This window comes from Actinoallomurus iriomotensis (assembly GCF_030269445.1).
Taxonomy (GTDB): domain Bacteria; phylum Actinomycetota; class Actinomycetes; order Streptosporangiales; family Streptosporangiaceae; genus Actinoallomurus; species Actinoallomurus iriomotensis.
On the sequence record NZ_BSTJ01000003.1, the window covers coordinates 724004 to 742961 of the forward strand.

The 18958-nt window shown below is 67.5% G+C and carries 18 protein-coding genes; 10 read left to right on the forward strand and 8 right to left on the reverse strand.

All coding sequences use genetic code 11. The features are described 5' to 3' along the window. Positions 1–236: 236 nt before the first annotated feature. Positions 237–3263 carry a WXG100-like domain-containing protein gene (locus QSK37_RS16350; protein ID WP_285621440.1) on the forward strand — a complete coding sequence of 1009 codons (3027 nt, stop codon included), beginning with the start codon at positions 237–239 and terminating at the stop codon, positions 3261–3263. 80 nt (positions 3264–3343) lie between these two features. On the opposite strand, the gene QSK37_RS16355 is transcribed toward QSK37_RS16350, so the two are convergent. Both QSK37_RS16355 and QSK37_RS16360 read right to left on the reverse strand, forming a co-directional pair. Next, complete coding sequence (locus tag QSK37_RS16355) at positions 3344–4498, reverse strand: aldose epimerase family protein (protein WP_285621442.1); 1155 nt, start codon at positions 4496–4498, stop codon at positions 3344–3346. Between the two features lie 237 nt (positions 4499–4735). Beyond that, positions 4736–5635, reverse strand: coding sequence for a LysR family transcriptional regulator (locus QSK37_RS16360; RefSeq protein ID WP_285621445.1), 900 nt, complete (start codon positions 5633–5635; stop codon positions 4736–4738). Between the two features lie 119 nt (positions 5636–5754). On the opposite strand from QSK37_RS16360, the gene QSK37_RS16365 reads away from it, so the two are divergent. The 6 genes from QSK37_RS16365 (at position 5755) to QSK37_RS16390 (ending at position 9778) form a co-directional block, all read left to right on the forward strand. Continuing rightward, positions 5755–6498, forward strand: coding sequence for an LLM class flavin-dependent oxidoreductase (locus QSK37_RS16365; RefSeq protein WP_285621448.1), 744 nt, complete (start codon positions 5755–5757; stop codon positions 6496–6498). Then, entirely contained in the window at positions 6426–7277 is an 852-nt protein-coding gene (locus QSK37_RS16370) for a class I SAM-dependent methyltransferase (RefSeq protein WP_285621454.1), read from the forward strand. The genes QSK37_RS16365 and QSK37_RS16370 overlap by 73 nt, the downstream gene beginning before the upstream one ends. A gap of 44 nt (positions 7278–7321) precedes the next feature. After that, a complete protein-coding gene (locus tag QSK37_RS16375; protein ID WP_285621456.1) occupies positions 7322–7753 on the forward strand; it encodes an acyl-CoA thioesterase in 432 nt (143 codons plus the stop codon). Positions 7754–7860: 107 nt separating this feature from the next. Next, positions 7861–8427: an RNA polymerase sigma factor gene (locus QSK37_RS16380; RefSeq protein ID WP_285621458.1), complete on the forward strand. Its 567-nt coding sequence runs from the start codon at positions 7861–7863 to the stop codon at positions 8425–8427. Next, positions 8361–9230, forward strand: coding sequence for a hypothetical protein (locus QSK37_RS16385; protein ID WP_285621460.1), 870 nt, complete (start codon positions 8361–8363; stop codon positions 9228–9230). The genes QSK37_RS16380 and QSK37_RS16385 overlap by 67 nt, the downstream gene beginning before the upstream one ends. A gap of 191 nt (positions 9231–9421) precedes the next feature. After that, the gene (locus QSK37_RS16390; RefSeq protein ID WP_285621462.1) at positions 9422–9778 is read left to right on the forward strand and encodes a tetratricopeptide repeat protein; all 357 of its coding nucleotides are present in this window, start codon (positions 9422–9424) and stop codon (positions 9776–9778) included. A 40-nt stretch (positions 9779–9818) separates the two neighbouring features. Here QSK37_RS16390 and QSK37_RS16395 read toward each other — a convergent pair whose 3' ends face one another. Continuing rightward, the gene (locus QSK37_RS16395; protein WP_349497969.1) at positions 9819–10787 is read right to left on the reverse strand and encodes a helix-turn-helix transcriptional regulator; all 969 of its coding nucleotides are present in this window, start codon (positions 10785–10787) and stop codon (positions 9819–9821) included. 48 nt (positions 10788–10835) lie between these two features. Between QSK37_RS16395 and QSK37_RS16400 the strand changes: the two genes are divergently transcribed. Next, the gene (locus QSK37_RS16400; RefSeq protein ID WP_285621465.1) at positions 10836–11582 is read left to right on the forward strand and encodes a dienelactone hydrolase family protein; all 747 of its coding nucleotides are present in this window, start codon (positions 10836–10838) and stop codon (positions 11580–11582) included. 25 nt (positions 11583–11607) lie between these two features. Here QSK37_RS16400 and QSK37_RS16405 read toward each other — a convergent pair whose 3' ends face one another. The 3 genes from QSK37_RS16405 to QSK37_RS16415 are packed head-to-tail and all read right to left on the reverse strand — an operon-like array spanning position 11608 to position 14124. After that, entirely contained in the window at positions 11608–12846 is a 1239-nt protein-coding gene (locus QSK37_RS16405; protein ID WP_285621468.1) for a cytochrome P450, read from the reverse strand. Next, positions 12839–13033: a hypothetical protein gene (locus QSK37_RS16410; RefSeq protein WP_285621471.1), complete on the reverse strand. Its 195-nt coding sequence runs from the start codon at positions 13031–13033 to the stop codon at positions 12839–12841. The genes QSK37_RS16405 and QSK37_RS16410 overlap by 8 nt, the downstream gene beginning before the upstream one ends. Next, the gene (locus QSK37_RS16415; RefSeq protein ID WP_285621473.1) at positions 13030–14124 is read right to left on the reverse strand and encodes a carbon-nitrogen hydrolase family protein; all 1095 of its coding nucleotides are present in this window, start codon (positions 14122–14124) and stop codon (positions 13030–13032) included. The genes QSK37_RS16410 and QSK37_RS16415 overlap by 4 nt, the downstream gene beginning before the upstream one ends. Before the next feature lie 229 nt (positions 14125–14353). Here QSK37_RS16415 and QSK37_RS16420 point away from each other — a divergent pair, with 229 nt between their 5' ends. Next, positions 14354–15328, forward strand: coding sequence for an AraC-like ligand-binding domain-containing protein (locus QSK37_RS16420; protein ID WP_285621476.1), 975 nt, complete (start codon positions 14354–14356; stop codon positions 15326–15328). A 63-nt stretch (positions 15329–15391) separates the two neighbouring features. Further along, a complete protein-coding gene (locus QSK37_RS16425) occupies positions 15392–16303 on the forward strand; it encodes a dihydrodipicolinate synthase family protein (RefSeq protein WP_285621479.1) in 912 nt (303 codons plus the stop codon). A gap of 35 nt (positions 16304–16338) precedes the next feature. Here QSK37_RS16425 and QSK37_RS16430 read toward each other — a convergent pair whose 3' ends face one another. Together QSK37_RS16430 and QSK37_RS16435 are read right to left on the reverse strand one after the other, a co-directional pair. Then, a complete protein-coding gene (locus QSK37_RS16430) occupies positions 16339–17835 on the reverse strand; it encodes a hypothetical protein (RefSeq protein WP_285621480.1) in 1497 nt (498 codons plus the stop codon). Positions 17836–17958: 123 nt separating this feature from the next. Beyond that, positions 17959–18900, reverse strand: a complete 942-nt coding sequence (locus QSK37_RS16435; RefSeq protein WP_285621482.1) for an aldo/keto reductase — start codon at positions 18898–18900, stop codon at positions 17959–17961. Between the last annotated feature and the right edge of the window lie 58 nt (positions 18901–18958).

Here is an 18958-nt window from a genome sequence, read left to right on the forward strand (position 1 = left end):
CCGCCAGGGTACGGCCACCAAGCCGACCTGACCGATCAGAGCGAGCAGGCGTGGCGTTTGACCTTTTTAGCCAATTGCCTGGCGGCTTGGACGACCAAGTACCAAACCCTCGCTCGGAAGCGCTGGTCGATGGGGGACGAGCTACTCGCCCGCATATTCCCTAGCCACGGCGACAACGTCATCTTCTTCGGCATCATCAACGTCGACATCGAGGGCCGACCCGTCCGAACCGACAGATGGCCGGCGGGCGCTACGGCCCGTCCAGCTACGCCGGCCCGGAGAGCCACCCCCACAGCCAGGACAGTGTGTTGACAGCAGCATTCGAACGCCTGCACATCGTGCCTGAAATGTGGCTGCGGGCGGGGCGCGGTATCGATGAGGCCGCCGCCCGTTTGGCCGATGGAATCGATATGTTCTGTCAGGCGATGGGCGGACAAGCGTTCGGTAGCGATTATTTGGGCCAGGGGTTGTTCGAGGGGGATCCGGCCGCAGGCGCGATGGGATTTACGCAGCGGCGGGATGGGTTGTTGAAGGACCTGCCTCCGATGGTGGATTCGTTGCAGCGGATGGGGGCGGGTCTGGTCGCTGCCGGCCGCCGGTATACCGCGGCCGATACGGCGATCGTCGATGAGTTGGGTGGTGGCCGGAGCCTGCCGGCGCTGGCCGATTTTTTTGCCGGTGTGGCGTCGGGTGGGGGTGAGTATCGGTTGCCTCCGGTCGAGGGCGGGCTACCGTCGAGTTCACCGCCGCCGGATATTGTGCGTCAGGCGTTGTGGCTTTTTGAGCAGGTGGGATTGGGATTTGCATGGCCTGATGGGAATGTGGCGGCGGTGGAGCGGCTGGCGGATACCGCAGCTGTATTGTCTCGGGTCATCGATGCGCTGAAAGACGAGGTTGCCGAGCACGCCGGGAAGGTGACCAGCAACGGGTTCGGGGATGCGACCGAGGCGTTCGGGAACGCCGCGCGGACGTTGCACGGGCCGGACGGACTGCTGACGGATCTGAAACAGCGTTGTGATGAGCTCGCCGCCTACTGCCGAGCATCCGCCGATGCGATCATCACCGCCCAGCGGCATTTCGTTGCCTCAGCGATGTTCGCAGTGGGGTTGATGTTCGCGGTCAGCACGCTCGGCCCGCTCGTCCAGGCCTGGCTCGGTGTGGCGTTGTCGTTGATCCGGCTGGAAGGCCAGGCACTGCAGATCATCGTGCGGCTGTTGTTCGAAGCCGTGGTCGGCGGGCTCTTTTCTGTCGGCTCGGACGTGCTCGATCAGCAGTTCCGCAGCGGTCGTTTTGACTGGAGCGAGCTGGGCGGAGCGCTCGGACAGGGCCTGATACTGGGCGGGCTGATGGGTGGTGCGAGAGCGGCTCTGCCTGCACTGCTACGCCGGGGACCGGCCACCGCCGGCCTGGCCACCATGATGGAGTCAAAAGGCGCCACCGGCATACTGTCCCGCTTCATAGTCGGCTGGAGCGTCAGCACCGGAGCGATCGCGGCCACCAGCAAGATGACCGGACACGGCTGGGACCTCGAGCACGCCTGGCGAACCGGAATCGCCATGGCCTCAATCAGCGCCGGCGGTGAGGGCATCAGGTACCTGCGCGACATCATGCGGCCCACTGACCTCGCCGACGTATCCAGCGCCGCCACGGCCGGCACGCCCGATCACTTGGCCTCAAGCGCTGCCGCCGCACATGCCGACGCCGCCGAACGCCCGCTGGACCATCACGATCCCAGGCCGGCCCTCGGCGACGGGACCGGCATTGTGGACAACGGCGGGCAGAGCATTGCGAGCATTCTGAATAAGGATGCGAAGGTGCCGCCCACGGCCGATACCCCGGAAATCATTTCGCCCCCCACGTCCAGGCCGGCCACAACTGCCGTCGCGCCCCACGACCACTCTGTCCTTCCGGCAAAGCACCCGGAGTCACCCTATGAGCGCGCGAAACTGAATGGGGCGATTGAGCACGCGATCTCACATTCCGGAATCACTGACGACCTGAGCGAGTTTCACGTGGCATCACACAACGCATTGTTGGAATACCCTGCATTTGGGCCAGGCAATTATACGAGGTTCGATGGCATCATCGTTCCCACGGTGCGACCTGATTACCTCCACGGCGTCGGAGCCCTGGCCACCCTGGTCGAGACCCCCCTCGTGGTCCTTTGCGGCGAAGGCCAGAAAAGCATGGTGGATCTAGCGCTTTCAAAGTTGCTACCACCAGGCGACCTTCACGTGCTGGAGGTGATGCCGAACCGCGAGCACGGCTGGCTGCAGTCAGCCGGCGAACGCTATCCCTTTTCGAGAAGCGAGCAATTCAAGGTCGTGGATATCGCTGGGAAGCGCAATCTGGGCCTCATCCTCGCCCGGATGGCCGGCTGGGAAAAAATAATTTTCCTTGACGATGACATCGGAGCGATTAATCAGTCGATGCTTGGACGAGCAGCAGAGCTGACCGAACGCTACCGCACGGTGGGATTTCAGGTTCCAGAATTTCCGGACAACTCGGTCGTCGGTCATGCGTACCGTCTCGCCGGTGGACCGCAACACGTCTTCGTAGGAGGAGGGGGGCTGGCGGTGAAATTGCCCGAACACAGCGCCTTCTACCCGTCCATCTACAACGAGGACTGGCTCTATCTGCATGATGCCGTCGCGGATCGTTCCCTAGCCGTCGCAGACTGGATATCGCAACTACCTTATGATCCCTTCACGGATCCCTCTCGTGCGGTCAAGGAGGAGTTCGGCGATCTCATTGCCGAGGGTCTCTTCCGACTCTTGCATACGGGATCGTCTCGCACGGCGTACACAGAGGCCTACTGGCAGCAGGCGATCAAATGGAGAACCGCCTTCATTGAAGGTATCGCCGAACGGCTTGGCCAAGACCCGCGAAACACGCCGCAGGTCGCCGCCGCACGTACCGCCGTCAACGCCGCCGGTCAGCGCCTCGCCCGCATCACTCCCCAGGACTGCCTCTCCTTCGTTACCGGCTGGCGCACTGACCAGGAGGTCTGGAAGCGCAGATTCGACCGGCTACCGGTGGCGTCGAGCCTCGAGGAGGCAACCGACCTCCGGTCACCGATATGGGACCGGGTTCAGAGGCTGTTCGCCGACACCGAACTTGCCGCGGCGAACGGCGGCTCGGTGACGAATGGAACGTCGATCGTTGAGTTCGTGAAGTCGGCGAAGTCCCCTGTATTCATCCTCGGCCTGGCACCAAGTAGTGCGTCGATACGCCGCCGACGTCGGAAGACTCGTACGCCGTGACCGGCGACACCACTCGGTTACGCGTCTCGTAGGCGAGACGATGGTTCCGGGCCGGCCGCATGCCGGCCCGGAACGTCCACTCAACGGGCCGAGAAGGTGAAGGTCGTGGCCGTCCGGTAGGTCTGCCCGGGGCGGAGCACGGTCGAGGGGAAGTCGGGGTGGTTCGGGGAGTCGGGGAAGTGCTGGGTCTCCAGCGCGAGCCCGTCACCCTGCCGGTACGAGTGACCGCTCGTGCCGTACAGCGTGCCGTCCAGGAAGTTCCCGGAGTAGAACTGGATGCCCGGCTGATCGGTGGCGATGCTCAGGACCCGGCCGCTGCCCGGCTCGATGACGCGGGCGGCCGGGCGGAAGCCCGATCCGTCCAGCACCCAGTTGTGGTCGTAGCCCTGACCGTAGGCGAGCTGCTGGAAGTTGTCGCGGATACGGGCTCCGATCTCCGTCGGTTGCCGGAAGTCCATCGGAGTGCGGGCGACCGAGGCGATCTGGCCGGTCGGGATGAGGGTGGAGTCCACCGGTGTGAAGTGGCTCGCGTTGATCTGCAGCTTGTCCGCGTAGATGCTGCCCGTGCCCTCACCGGCCAGGTTCCAGTATGAGTGGTTGGTCAGGTTGACGATCGTGGGCTTGTCGGTGGTGGCCCGGTAGTCGATGCGCAACTGGTTACGGATCAGCGTGTAGGTCACGGACGCCGCCACGGTACCGGGGTATCCCATGTCGCCGTCCGGGCTTGTGAGATCGAGGCGCAGTGACACGCCGTCGCCGGTCCGGTCGGGTGTGGCGGTCCAGACCTTGGTGTCGAAGCCCTTCGTGCCGCCGTGCAGACTATTAGGGTCGTTGTTGATCGGTAGGTGGTAGGTCTTGCCATCGAGCGTGAACGTGCCCTTGGCGATCCGGTTCGCGTACCGGCCGATGAGCGCGCCGAAGTACGGACCGGGGTTGTTCTTGGTGACGTAGTCGTTCAGGTCGGGAAACCCGAGAACCACGTTGGCACGGTGACCGTGCCGATCCGGCGCGTCGAGCTGTTGCACGATTCCGCCGTACGTGATGATCCGGACACGCAGAACACCACTGGTCAGCGTGTAACGCCACACTTTGGTGCCGTCAGAGAGCGCGCCGAACTGCTCCTTGGTGATGTCCGGTTTGGAGGCTGCCTCGACGGCGGGTGCCGAGAGCGAGGCCAACAGCCCGACCATCGCCGTTAAGCCGACGAGCCGAGTCTTGAACAGGCGGGTGAGCACGGGTGTTCCTTTCTCAGGCCATTTCCCTAGGGCCATGCATCACGAAGATGCACATTCACCGCCCGCCCCCGATCCGGGCGAGGTCCGTCCAATCGAACGCACGACAGAGTGACACCTTGTTCGATATTTCGGACGCTGTTCGATATGTGCTCACGACGCTAAAGACCGGTTGAAAGCCTGTCAAGCACGTGCCGAATCCGGCGCCCCAGGGCGGCGGGTGACCCGGGCGGGAATCATTCACGGCATTCGCTTTTTGAGGTCGGCGGCGAGCTCTACGGTGATCTCGATCGCTCGCGCCGCCAGCGGGGAATGGCTGCGTCCCTCCTGCCAGCAGAGGTAAATCTCCCGCGGTGAGGGCGCCGGCCGCAGGTGATGTACGCGGAGCCGGTCATCGGCCCAGGCGCCGGCGCCGTACAAGGCCAGCCACGGCAGCACGGCCGGACCCATCCCGGCTCGGACCATGGCCAGTAGCGCTTCGTTGCTTGCGGTGCGGAAGACGATATGGGGCCGTACGCCGCGTCGTATCAGCGCCTCCTCCACCCGGGGTTGGTCGCAGGTCGCCGGCCAGGCCACCATGGGCAAGCCGTCGAGCTGTGTCACCCGAACCGGGCCTTCGGGAAAGTCGCCGCGGCGGGCGACCAGCAGGTAGGGGTCGTCGAGCAGACGCAGGTGCTCGACGTCGCCGTCGACGCGGCGATCGTAGAACAACAGGTCGAGATCGTCCGTCTGCGGTTGTTCTGGCTCTTCCTCCGACAGCCTGATATCGCAGCCGGAGTACTGCTCGCGCAGGCGGCGGAGTACGACCGGCAGGATCACGCTGGTCACGCTCTGCAGTGTGCCGATGTCAATTCGGCCATCGCCGGCCTTGAACCGCTCAACGGCATCGGCCAGGTCTGTCGCCGCGGCCAGCAGCTCACGGCCCTTGGCCAGGACGACGGACCCGAGAGGGGTGAGCCGTACCGGCTTGGGGCCGCCCGGCCGGGCGAAGACCGCGCCCCCCACGGCCTTCTCCAGCGCGGCGATCTGCTGGCTCACCGTGGACTGGGTGTACCCCAACCGGCTCGCCGCCCTGCCGAACGAGCCTTCGTCGACCACCGCCGCCATGGCGGCCAGATAGCGAAGTTCCACGTCGGACACGGGCGTCAGATTAGCATTATCATCGCGAACCCCGATTGCAATGATCGGAATTTATCGCTTTTCGCGATGACATTGCCTGCCTAGCGTGGTCCCCATGCCCAATGGAGAAAGGACGCACCGTGCATCGGGGACTGTACTTGGCGCCGTTCGACCGTCTGGCCGATCCGCGTCTGCTGGTAGAGCTCGCAACGCTGGCTGAGTCACGTGGGTGGGACGGCCTGTTCCTGTGGGATCGGATCGCCTATCCGCCCACGGGTCGCGCCGTCGCCGACCCGTGGGTGGCGCTGAGCGCCATCGCGTTGGCGACCGACACCCTCCGGCTCGGGCCGATGATCACTCCGCTGTCCCGGAGGCGGGTCCAGAAGGTCGCCCGAGAAACGATCACCCTGGACCATCTCAGCAACGGCCGTCTGACGCTGGGGGTAGGGCTCGGCAACGCTGATGACTTCGAGGCGTTCGGAGAGGTCACCGACCCGCGTGAGCAGGCGCGCATGCTGGATGACGGACTGGAGCGACTGGACGGGTACTGGCGCGGGGATTTCCATCCGCTTCCGGTTCAGCGCCCGCGGATTCCCGTCTGGGTCGCGGTGAAGTGGCCGAACCGACGGCCGATCCGACGTGCGGCCCGGTGGGATGGCCTGTTCCCGATCGATCTGCCGGGAACTGAACAGCTTGCGGAGATCACGCAGGAAATAAGCCACGCACGAACCAGTTGCGAGGATCCATTCGATCTGGTCGTGGAGGTGCCACCCGGAGCCGACGTTCGCCCGTGGGAGTCCGCTGGAGCGACTTGGGCGCTGACCAGCATCGAGCCTCAGACCCCAGAGGGCAAGATACGCGAAGTAATCGAAAGCGGCCCATGAGCACCGACTACGACTCCGAACTGCGGCTGTACAACGAAGTACTGCGCCGGGCCTGTGGCGTACAGCCACGCGATCATGTCCTCGACATCGGATGCGGGACCGGGCAGACGACCCGGGACGCCGCGCGTACGGCCAGGGCCGGCAGCGCGCACGGAATCGACCTCTCCGCGGCCGCCGTCGAGCGCGCCGGTGAACTCGCACGCGCGGAAGGCCTGGACAACGTGACCTTCGAGCGCGCCGACGCGCGACTCCACCGTTTCACCCAGGGACACTTCGACCTTGCGATCAGTAGGTTCGGCACGATGTTCTTCGACGAGCCGGTCGCCGCGTTCGCCAATATCAGGCGGGCACTCCGCCGGAGCGGGCGTTTGGTGATGATGGTCTGGCAGGCGCGTGAGCACAACAAGTGGGAAGTCGCGACTCGTCAAGCCCTCACGGGACCCGAGGCATCAATGGCCGTGCCTTCCGCGGGACCGGACCCGTTCTCATTGGCCGATCCCGTGACGGTGAAGAGGATCCTGACGGAGGCCGGGTTCGTCGGCATCACCCTCACCGACGTCCGTGAGCCCATCTCCTACGGCCCGGACGTGAACCGCGCCCTCGACTGGGTCTGCGGCTTCACCAGCACCACCGAAGCCCTGAAAAGACTGGATCCCGCCGCGGCGACGCGTGCGCTCGAGCGGCTGCGCGAGGCGCTTTCCACGCACATGAGCGGCGACGGTGTCTGGTTCGACTCCCGCGCCTGGTGCGTCACCGCCCGTCAGAGAGAGGAACCATGACACAGAGCGAGCCACGGGCCGCCGTTCCAGTCCCTGGTGGGGAGGTGTACGCGAAGAGTTTCGCACCGCGCTTCTACGAGATCGACGGCCAGGGAGTCATGTTCAACATGTGGTACCTGGCCTACGTGGACGAGGCGGTGGACGGCTTCTTCATCACCCGCGGCCTGCCGTACGCCACCTGGCCGGAGTTGGGCATGGACGTGCACGTCGCACACGCGGAGATCGACTGGAAGGCTCCGATCCGGTACGCCGACCGGCCGGACGTGCTCATCAGCACGGCGCGGATCGGAAGGAAGAGCTTCACGCTGGACTTCGCGTTCCGCCGAGACGGAGACATCACCACGACCGGCTGCGTGGTCTACGTAGCGGTCGCGTCGGACGGGACGGGAACCACGCCGCTGCCCCAGCGGCTGGTCGACGCGCTGGGCGAGGTGCGCACGCTCCGTCCTGAACGACCGAAGGACCGCCGCCCTTAGGGCCCTGAGGTGCCATCCATCCGCAGCCCCCACCCTTCAGCCAGGGCCACCGGGCGCCGGCGCACACGCCATGACACACCCGGCCCGTTGGTGGACAGGGACAGGGCATGAGCAATCCTTCTCGGGCGCCGGCCTCGAAGGCCACCTTCGAGGCCCTGTACAAGTCCGTCTACTCGGACTTGCTGAGGTTCGCACAGCGACGGGCCCACCCCGATCGTGCCGAAGACGTGGTCGCGGACACGTTCTTGGTCGCCTGGCGTCGCCTCGACGACCTGCCGAAACACCACGAAGACGCGCGGGCCTGGTTGTTCGGCATCGCTCGGAACGCGTTGCTCAACGAGCATCGAGGAGCCGAGCGTCGACAGGCGCTCGGCGTACGCCTCAAGGAGATCCCGGCCGAGCTTCCGGCCGATGGGGATGCGGATCTGGTGGCGCGTCGCATAGACCTCGCGAGGGCGTGGAGCCGGCTGCCCGAGGCCCACCAGGAGGTCCTGAGCCTGCATGTTTTCGAGGAGTTGCGAGCGCCACAGGCAGCAGCGGTGCTCGGCATCTCACCGGTCGCGTTCCGCCTGCGCCTGAGCCGGGCCCGCCGAGCCCTACGGCGTCATTGGGACGCGTCGCCACAGTCGTCCGGCCTTCCGGTCGACGTCAGCGAAAGGATCGCCAAGCCGTGACCCGCAGCCCGGACATCTTCACCATGTTGCGAAGCCTCGACGCCGCCGACCAGGACATCGACGCCCGGGGCGCCCGGGCCCGCATCGAACTCGCGCGCATCGTGGCCACCGGCCCGTCCGGCCGTCCGTCCCGGCAGCCGCACCCGCGGCGGCGCGGGCGAACGGCGTGGAAGGTCACACTCCTTGGAGGAACGGTCGTAGCAGGCACAGCGGCGGTCATCGTCGCGTTGCCGTCGATCATGGGCGGTGACCGTGCGTTCGCGAGTTGGACACCGACCCCGCACGCCATGTCGGCGAAGGAACGCGCCAACGCGGCCGGCAGGTGCCGCCAGGTCCAGGAAGACGGTGCGGGACGTTTCGATGCGAACGAACTACGCCATGCCGATGCCGCGATCGTCGAACGCCGTGGTGCATGGACGACCGTTGTGCTCGCGACGGGAAAGGGTTTCTCGGCGACCTGCATCACCGACGACTCGACACACTTGTTCAGGGACTCGTTCGGCTCGATCGGAACGCCTGCGGGCTACACCCCACCCGGCCCCCGTGACCTGGTCGCGACCGACCTCGGCACCGGCATCATCGACGCCGGCCACCTGTCCATCGCAGCCGGCATCGCCGGTCCCGAAGTCGCGAAGGTCCTTTATCGGAGCCCAGCCCACGGCGACGTCACCGCGACGGTGTCGCGAGGACGCTTCGCGCTCTGGCTGCCGGGCGACGAACTCGCGCACGCCGCGAAGAACGGCGTCGAGGTCGAGGTGACCTACCGCGACGGCGGCACCGGAACCAACCGCCTGCACCTTTGAGGAATGAACCAGGGGCTCGGGGATCCGCCCCTTGGCGAGCGAGCAGCCACTGACCTGCGGTTCCTTGTCGTTGTTGCTCGTTTCCCGCTGTTCGTACGCCCCTCTCTGGCCGGCGGGAAGACGGCGACCGGTGCGGGCGTTATGGGGCCCAGCGTCCCAACGGTGCGGGCGCCATCGAAGGAAGGACTCCGATGACCTACGAGGAGTACCAGCGCGGACAGATGTTCTTCGACGCCCGGGACTACGCCGAAGCGGGCCGCATCCTCGTCCCGATCGTCGAGAACGAGCCGGACAACCGGGCGGCCGTCGAACTGCTCGGGCGGGCCTACTTCCACAGCGCGCAGCTGGGCCGCGCGGAGCAGACCTTCCGGCGGCTGATCGAGCTGGACCCCGCGAACGGCTGGGCGCATGAGGCGCTGGCCCGCACGCTCGAACGGCGCGGCCGCGCCGACGAGGCCGCGCCGTACCGCAAGCTGGCTCGCGCCATGGGCACCGACCAGGCCGAAGAGGCGGCGATCTCCGTCTCCGCGGCGAACCTCGTCGGCTGAGGTCCACCGGCACCGGGCGCGCGGTGGGACCGCCGGGCTCCTAGAGATCGGCCGGCGGTCCCACCGCGGCCCTGTCCGGGCCTTGGGTCGGTCCGGTCGTGACGGGTGCGGCCCAGGCGCGAAGGAGCCGCACCTCGGTTGCGCTCTTTTCATCCGGGATGAGGGTGACCAGTCGGTGGCGTGTTTCGTCCACCGGCACGAAGTTCTGATATCGCAACCGCAACACTCCGAGGGCCGGATGACGGAGGCTTTTGACTCCGGAGGAGCGCTGCTCGACGTTTCCCGCGTTCCACAGTGCGCGAAAATCCTCGCTGTACGTCGTCAATTCCGCGATCAATGCCGCCAATTGGGGGTCACGGGGGTACTGGCCTGCCGACAGACGCATCTGCCCGGCAGTGGCGGCGGCGACCTCGTCCCATTCCACGTAGAAATCACGTGCGCCAGGGTCGAGAAAGAGGTAGCGGGCGAGGTTGTGCGTCCCACTCTTCGCGGTCGTGACATCGATGAGCAGGCGGGTGGCGAGCGAGTTGGCGGCCAGCACCTCGAAGTAGTCATTGATGATCAATGCCGGGATGCCGTCCATCAGGGAGAGCATGCGTCGCAGTTGTGGGCGTGGCGCGCCGGCCGCCTGGTCGGCTGAATGGGCCGCGACGCGGCGCAGGGAGTCCAGATGGGCGCGCTCTACCTCCGAGAGGCCGAGTGCGCACGCGATCGCGTCTAGGACCTCGCGCGAAGGTCGGGTCGCCCGGCCCTGCTCCAGCCGCTGGTAGTACTCGACGCTGATCCCGGCGAGTTGTGCGAGTTCCTCCCGTCGCAGCCCGGGAACCCGGCGCCGCGAGCCACCAGGTAGGCCGGCGCTCTGCGGAGTCACCCGGGCACGTCTCGTACGCAGAAATACCCCGAGCTCCCCTCGATGCATCATGACCGTCATTATGCCCAGCGTCGACGAATGGAAGGTGGCCCTGCCAGTACCCGTAAGAGTGGGATCTGGATGACATGGCGGGCTCATCGGCAATCTCTGATCCGTACGAACGCCACGGAACGGAAGAGATCAATCATGTGCCATTCGGTCGACGGCCGCCCACCCGCCTCACCCGTGGTCACCGGAGAGGTCGTCGAACATGGACACCTGGAGATCACGGCAGACGACGGCAACCGCCTGAACGCCTACCGTGCGACTCCCACCGTTCCGAACGGACGGAACGTCGTCATCCTCCCGGACGTTCGTGGACTGCATCCGTTCTACGAGGCCCTGGCCCATCGGTTCGCCGAGGCCGGCTTCCACACCATGGTCATCGACTTCTACGGGCGCAGCGCGGGCACCCTGCCACGCGATGACTCCTTCGATCCGATGACGCACATGGCGTTGCTGGAGGCCCCCCATGTCGACGCCGACGTCGCGGCGGCCGTCGTACGGCTACGCGAGGAGCACCCGGGCCCGGTGTTCACCGTTGGGTTCTGCCTTGGCGGAGGGCACTCCTGGCGGCAGGCCGCCACCGAACTGGATCTCGCCGGGGCGATCGGCTTTTACGGGCCTCCCCGTTTCTTCGGCGACGCCACTACGACGCTGTCCGCGCCGTTGCTGATGCTGCTGGCCGGCGACGACGTCGCCACCCCGCAGGCCGAATTCCAGGCGCTCGCGGCCGGCTTCGACGAGGCCGGCAAGGAGTATGAGATGCACGTCTACGACGGGGCCCCGCACTCGTTCTTCGACGTGGCCTTCCGCGACTGGGAACGGGAGTGCGCCGACGCCTGGCAGCGCATCCTGAGCTTCACCTCCCGGAACGGTGGCGAGGCGGCATGAGTGTTCCGCCGATCGACACGGGGGTTCACCACATTCCGCGCTCGGCCGGGGGGCCGGTCGGGAGTGCCGGGAAGGTGACGGGCAGGGCGTCGAGGGCGCGGTGGAAGGGGCCGGGGCGCCACTGCAGCCGGTCGGTGGGGATGGCCAGGTCCATGTCCGGCAGCGAGTCGAGGAGCCTTTCGATCGCGATGGCGGCGATCAGGCGGGCGTGTCCCTGGGCGGGGCATCGGTGCGGGCCGGCGCTCCAGGCCAGGTGGGCGCGGTTGCCGGCCCGCTGGTCCGAGAATGTGGCCGGGTCGTTGTTCGCGGCGGTGAAGCTCACGACGACCGGCTGGTCGGCGGGCAGACGGGTGCCGGCCAGGGTGAGGTCCCGTACGGGGTAGGTGATGCCGAAGTTGGCGAGCGGCGGGTCGGTCCACAGGACCTCATCCAGCGCGTCGTCGACGGCGAGGCTGCCGCTGGAGACGTCGCCGGCGAACCGGTCGTCGGACAGCAGGAGGTGCAGCGCGTTCGCGATGAGGTTCTGTTCGGGTTCGGTTCCGGCGCCCATGAGGATGACCAGCTGGTACATCGCCTCTTCGTCCGTAAGCCCGACAGGGTGCTGCAGCAGCCAGGACGCGACGTCCTGGCCGGGCCTCCTGCGTTTGAGCGCGACGAGTTCGATGAGGCACTGGACGAGTTCCACGTACGCCTTCTCGGCGTCGACGACGTCGAAGATTCCCTTCACGCCCGCGGCGAGCCGTTCGCCGAGCGGGCCGGGGCAGCCGAACATCTGATTGAAGATCAGGATCGGTAGTGGCCTGGCGTACTGGGTGACCAGGTCGGCCTCTCCGTCATGCGCGAACTGCGCGATGAGCTCGCCCGCGCTGTGCTCGACCTGTTCGCGCAGCGTGTGCACGTCCAGGCGCTGCAGGCTGTCGTTCACCGCTCGGCGAAGTCGGGCGTGCGTGGCGCCGTCGGTGTACAGGCAGTTCGGCCGGTACATCATGAGGGGGAGGACCGGGCAGTCCGGGGGAATGTTCCGCTGCCATCGGCGCGGGTCCTTGGGGAACGCCTCGGGATCACGGAGCACGTGGAGAGCGGCCTCGTATCCCAGGACGAGCGTGGCCGGGACGCCGGGCGCGAGCTCCACCGGCGCGGCCTGTCCGTACCCCCGCAGGTGGTCATAGACGCGGCCCGGGTCGGCGGCGAACTCCGCTCCGTAGAGCGGGGTGGGCCGGGGCCGGGGGCACGACTCTTCCGCATGCGGCTCGTACTCATGCATATGTGTGCTTCTTCCGCTTTTCCCGCAGGAGCGCGTTCAGCTCGATGGCGGTGGTCGCCGTGACGCGGTCGTTCTTGCCGCGCAGTGCGGACCAGGTGTTCTGCCACGGGTCGTACAGGAACGCCCAGTCCGGGAAGGTCTCCCTCAACTTCTGCAGCCAGTTCGCCGCATCCACCCAGCCCGTCATGGGCTTGCGTCTCGGTGAACGGCCGGCAGCGCGAGAGGCTCGGCAGGTTCGACGTGTTCGGTCGAGGGGCGTTGTTCGTCGATGTCCCACTCGACGCCGGACTGGTCGCAGGACGACCGGGCGCCGGCGGTCAGCGGGGCTCTCACCACCGGCGTACGCGGCCGGGGATCGAACAGCAGCCGGGTCACGTCGCCACGGCTGTAGTGCCCCGCAGGGTCCTGCAGGGACTTGACGAGGGGGATCACGCCGAGGTCGATCTCGCCGTAGACGAGTCCCTCGACGTCGGGTGGCAGAGTCGTCCCGACCGGGCGGCCGTCGGGGGCGAATATCTGGGAGAAGCCGCCGCTTCCGCCGGAGAGGAAGTGCACCCGTTCTTCGTTTCCCTCGGCGAACATGTCCAGGCCGCGCTCGCCGAGCATCGTCGTGGCGGCGAGTACGTAGCAGCCGCCTTCGAGCGCGTAGACCTGGCTGATCCGCATACTGGCCTCGTCGGACAGCGGGTAGGTGTACCGGCTCTTGGCAAGGCTGGGCCACGACGCCACGTGCACCTGCTCGTTCATGCTGTACATCGCGTACTTCGTCAGCGGCTGCAGGTGTTCCCAGCAGTTGAGCGCGCCGAGGCGGCCGATGCCCTCGACCTCGTGGACGGCCAGGTCGCTTCCGTCGCCTTCGCCGAAGACGCCGCGCTCGACCGACGTCGGCTTGAGCTTGCGCCGGGTCGCGATCACTTCCCCCTGCGCGCCGAAGATGAACTGCGCCATGTACAGCGATCCGCCGTCGCGTTCGCTGGCGCCGACGACGGCCGTGATCCCGTGTTCGGCGGCCGCCTTGGCCAACCGGGTGAACGGTTCGTCCCCGACCACGATCGAGTTCTCGTAATAGCGGGGGATGAACTTCATTCCCCACAGCGGCGAGCCGCTCCAGATCCACGCCGGATAGCCGGGGATCCACGTCTCGGGAAAGGCGATGAGGCCGGCGCCGTTCCGAGCGGCCTGAGCGATGAGACCGATCGCCTTGTCCGTGGAAGCGTGAACGTCCAACCAGACTGGCTCTGCCTGAACGACCGCGGCCTTGAACCGGGGGGTGGGCATGAGACTTTCCGCCTGTCAGCAACTCCAGGTCGATGACCTGGGGGTTTGATGATGAGCCGACACGCTAGCGGGCGGAGCCCCGGCCTCCTTGCCCAGAAGCGCCCGGACACTTGACGCGGCGCGCACCGGCGGAATGGCGGATGTCCCCACCTGGGAGACCACATTTCGTCCCTGCGGCGCGCTAAGGTGCGCTTACTGTCTGTTGCACAGGTTTTGAAGCGGAGTACGGATGACCCTCGTCCGATCCACCGGCGACCGGCCTCCCGATGAACGGCTGGACTACTGGCACGAGATCGTCGCCGAGTCTCTGGTACGCCTGCGGATCTCCGCCGCCGAGGGTCCGGCCGTGGTGGCGAGCCTGAGCGTTGACGATCTCGGCGACCTGCGGTTGTGCTCCGTACGTGCCGGTGGCGGCGAAGTGGTCAGGACACCACGCCTGATCTCCGCTTCGTCCGAGCCGTTGATCCTGTTGAGCCTGCAGACGTCGGGCAGCTCCGTGGTGGCACAGGATGGCCGCGAGGCGCTGCTGCGCCCCGGAGACTTCGCCTTCTACGACACCAGCCGGCCGTACTCCCTCGGCTTTCACGACCCCTTCACGATGACCGTCCTGCGGGTCCCCGCGCGCAGTCTCGCGCTGCCCGAGTCCACGATGCGTGCGACCACGGCGACGGTCTTCCGCGGCGACGACGGCTTCGGCCGGTTACTGTCGCCCTTCCTCACCGGACTCGCGGCGCAGGCGGGTTCGTACCACGAGAGCGCGCGCGCCGAGCTGGCCGGCGGCATCCCCGAGCTCATCAGAGCCGCGGTCGCCCTGCGGGCCGGCCAGGCGACGCCGTTTCGGGAGGACGCGCCCGGCACCGCGCTGCTGGCACAGATCAAGCAGTACATCGAGCGGCACCTGGACGCCCCTGGCCTCTCCCCCTCGGCGGTGGCCCATGCGCATGGCCTGTCGACGCGCTACCTCCAGAAGCTGTTCGCCCGGGAGGACACCAGCCCGGCCGCGTGGATAAGACGGCGCAGGCTCGAGATGTGCCGGCGCGACCTCACGAGACCGGCCTCGGCCCACCGCACCATCGAAGCGGTCGCGTTCCGCTGGGGCTTCGCGAGCGCCGCCCACTTCAGCCGGGTCTTCAAGGACACGTACGGGATGACGCCCCGGGAGTGGCGGGCCATGGCGAACGAGGGCCCGGACCGCACCGCCTGACACGCGCGGACGGTGCCGGCCGCACTCATCCCGGCCGGCACCGTTTCACTAGGCTGACGTCCGATGAAACCCCCCACAGGCACCTGGGCGACCGTGCTCCTGCCGATCGACGAAGACGACGACCTCCGCTGGGAGCACGTCGGCGAGCAGCTGGACCACCTCATCGGCGCCGGAGTCGACGGCGTGTACACGGGTGGGTCGGCCGCCGAGTTCTGGACGCAGAGCGAGGCGGAGGTCGACCGGCTCGCCGAACTCGTGGCCGCCCGCTGCCGAACGGCGGGCGTACCGTTCCAGATCGGCTGCGCCCACCCCAGCCCGCAGGTCGCCCTCGACCGGCTTCGCCGCGCGCGGGAACTCGCGCCCGACGCCGTTCAGGTGATCCTCCCCGACTGGTTCACCGTCACCGACCGGGAGGCGGTCGCCTTCCTGCGCCGTCTCGCGGATGAGGCGGCGCCGGTTCCCCTGGTCCTGTACAACCCTCCGCACGCCAAGCGTGTGCTGACCCCGGCCGGGTACCAGCGGCTGTGCGAGGAGATCCCGGAGATCATCGGGCTCAAGGTCGGCGACGGCGACGACGCGTGGTACGAGGCGATGCGCCCGGTGATGAAGCGGGTCTCCGTCTTCGTCCCGGGCCACCATCTGGCCTCCGGCCACCGCCGTGGCGCGGCCGGCGCGTACTCCAACGTCGCCTGCCTGCACCCGCGCGCCGCCGTCGCCTGGTGGCAGGCCATCCGCGACGGCCACCCCGACGCGATGTCCGTCGAGGCACGCCTGAACGCGTTCTTCGGTGAGTTCATTCAGCCGCTCCAGCACGAGTACTGCAACGCGGCACTCGACAAACTGCTGGCCGCGATCGGCGGCTGGAGCACGATCGGGACGCGGCTGCGCTGGCCGTACTTCGGCGTGCCCGCCGAACACGCCGAAGCGCTGCGCGCCGTCGCCCGCGAGCGGCTGCCCGACTTCACCTCCCCCTGATCGGCGGCGGGCCGCAACCCGGCCGAGCCGCGGCGTCAGGAGTGCCAGCCGACCGGCTTCGTGGTCGGGGTGAGGACGAGCAGGCGCAGTTCGTTCGGGTTGAGGGGGAGGGTCTGGCTCGTGTATCCGCCCGATCCGCGCGGGCCGATCACGAACTGCTCCACCGGGTTCAGCTCGCCGGTGTCGGAGTCGTCGGCGATACGGTAGCGGGTCACCAGGACGTTGGAGTTCAGGAACGCGGCCGGGAAGTTCGACAGCACGATCCTCGAGTCGTAGGCGGTCTTGAGCGTCCACTGGTAGTTCCAGGTCATGACCGCGACCTCGCCCGGATCGGCGGCCGCGAGGCCGTACACACCGATGCCCTTCGAGCTCAGGCCGTCAGAGGTGGCCTGGTAGCGGGTGCCGGGAAGCATCGACTCCATCCGGATCGCGTTGTAGTACGGCCGCGCCATCCCCGTGTCGGTGTCGGCGAACATGCTCTTCCGGTCGTTGTCCGGGTGGTGGATCGTCCAGTCGAACGGGGTGACCGACGATTGGCCGAGGTAGTAGTAGTCCAGTGACGGCAGCGCCGCCGCCTGTATGTGGTAGTCGGCCGACAGGCCCAGGTCGGACTCGCGGGAGCCGGGGAAGACACCGGTCTCGGTGACCATGACGGGCCGGCTGGTCAGGTTCCGGGCGGTCAGCATCGAGTCGACCTGCGCGCGCTCGGTGGAGACGACGGCCGGGTTCTGCTTCGGGGCGTCCCACGTGCCACTGCCGGACGTGTTGATCAAGTACTGGTGGTAGGTGATGAAGTCCAGCCGCTTGTTCGTGTCGGTGTCGGCGGCGTACAGGTCGAGGAACTGGCCGATCCGGCCGACCGAGAAGATGTCCGTGGTCGGGCCGCCGATCTCGATCTTCGATCCGGGCAGGCCCATCGCGTTGACCGCGTTCACCACCTGATACATGAACTTGTATTTCGGGTAGTACGCGGCGATGTCCGGCGGTTCGTTCTCGGCCTCGAGGTACTTGATCGACGGGAAGTGCCTCTTGTAGTCGGCGAGCATGTCACGCTCGGCCGCGAACAACGCCGAGCGGGTGAACGTGCCGTTCGTGACGAGCGGGTCGTAGTCCGAGCGCCAGTCGACGACGAGTCCGTCGCTGGACCGTGAGGCGTACTCGCTGAGGTAGTCGTACCACTTCGAGTATTCAGGGGTGCCGGTCCCGACGTCGTACGCCTGGTCGAACTCCAGCCAGACCCGTGCCCGCGCGAGACCGAGGTCGCTGAGCTTCTCGTTCGTCGTCGTGCCGTACTTCCAGCTGTTCGGGGTCGCGCTGAGCTGGCGACCCGGCCGGAACGGGAACGCGCCGAGGCTGTGCGACAGGTCCACCCGTACCGTGCCGGCCGTCGGCGTGGCCTCCTCGGCCGCGAGCGACGAGGTGGCCGAGCTCGGCCGGGCCGCTCCGGGGTGCGGGATCGCCGCCCACAGCGTGAACCCGGTCAGCAGTGCCAGCCCCGAGGCTCCCCAGGCAGAACGAGTACGACGGCCCATCGGGTCCCCTTCTCCGGTGCCCTGGCCCGCCGATGAGACCAGGTCTCGCGGAGATTCTCCTTGATCGCGTGCGCTCTGAGGGTGTTTTCCGATGGTGTCCGGTTCGATGGCGAAAAGAGCGGCTCAGCCGAGCGGGAGGTCGGTGGAGTGTGACCGGGCGGCGTCCAGCGCGGCCATGGCGTCGTCGTCCAGGGCGATCGTTCCCGCGGCGATGTTCGCTTCGAGGTGGGCGGCGTCCGCGGTACCCGGGATGAGCAGCACGTTCGGCGCGTGGTGCAGCAGCCAGGCGAGGCCGGTCTGCGCGGGGGTGCGGCCGAGGGACCGCGCGACGGCGATGACGGCCGGGTCGTCGGTCACCTTCGGCATGCCGGGGAGGGCGCCGCCGAGCGGGAAGAACGGTACCCAGGCGATCTGCTCGTCGGCGCAGAGCCGGAGCATCTCCTCGTCGCCGCGCGCCACCAGGCTGTAGGCGTTCTGGACGCAGGCGATCCCGGCGGGAAGGGCTCGGCGCAGTCCGTCCAGGGTGACGTTGCTCAGGCCGATCGCGCCGATCTTGCCCTCGTCCCGCAGCGCCGTCATCATCGCGAGCTGGTCATCGAGGTCGACCACCTGGTCGCCCTCGACCCGCAGGCCCGGTCCGGTGTCCAGGCGGCGGAGGTTCACCACCGGGATCTGGTCGAGGCCGAGGCTCTTGAGGTTGTCCTCGACGCTCGCCCTCAGCTGTTCGGGTCGCTGGGCGGGACGGACCTGAAAGGTGCCGCCCGGGTTGGGATCGCCGCCGACCTTGCTGACGACCACGACGCCGTCCTCGGGGCGGAACGCGTCGCGGATGAGCCCGTTGACGAAGCCGTCGCCGTAGAACTGGGCGGTGTCGACGTGGTCGACGCCGAGCTCCACCGCGCGGCGCAGGAGGGCGATCGCCTCGTCGCGGTCGCCTCGCCGGCGTAGCTGCATCGCGCCGTATCCGACGCGGGAGACCGTGCGTCCGCCGATCACCCCGGCCCCGCCGGCACGCGGGACACCGGTGACGGTGAGCCGGGAGGAGGAGGTGCTGTCCGAGGTCATGGGAGTTCCTTCCACATGAGACGGTAAGCGGAGTTGGGTCCGCTTAGACCGACGGTAG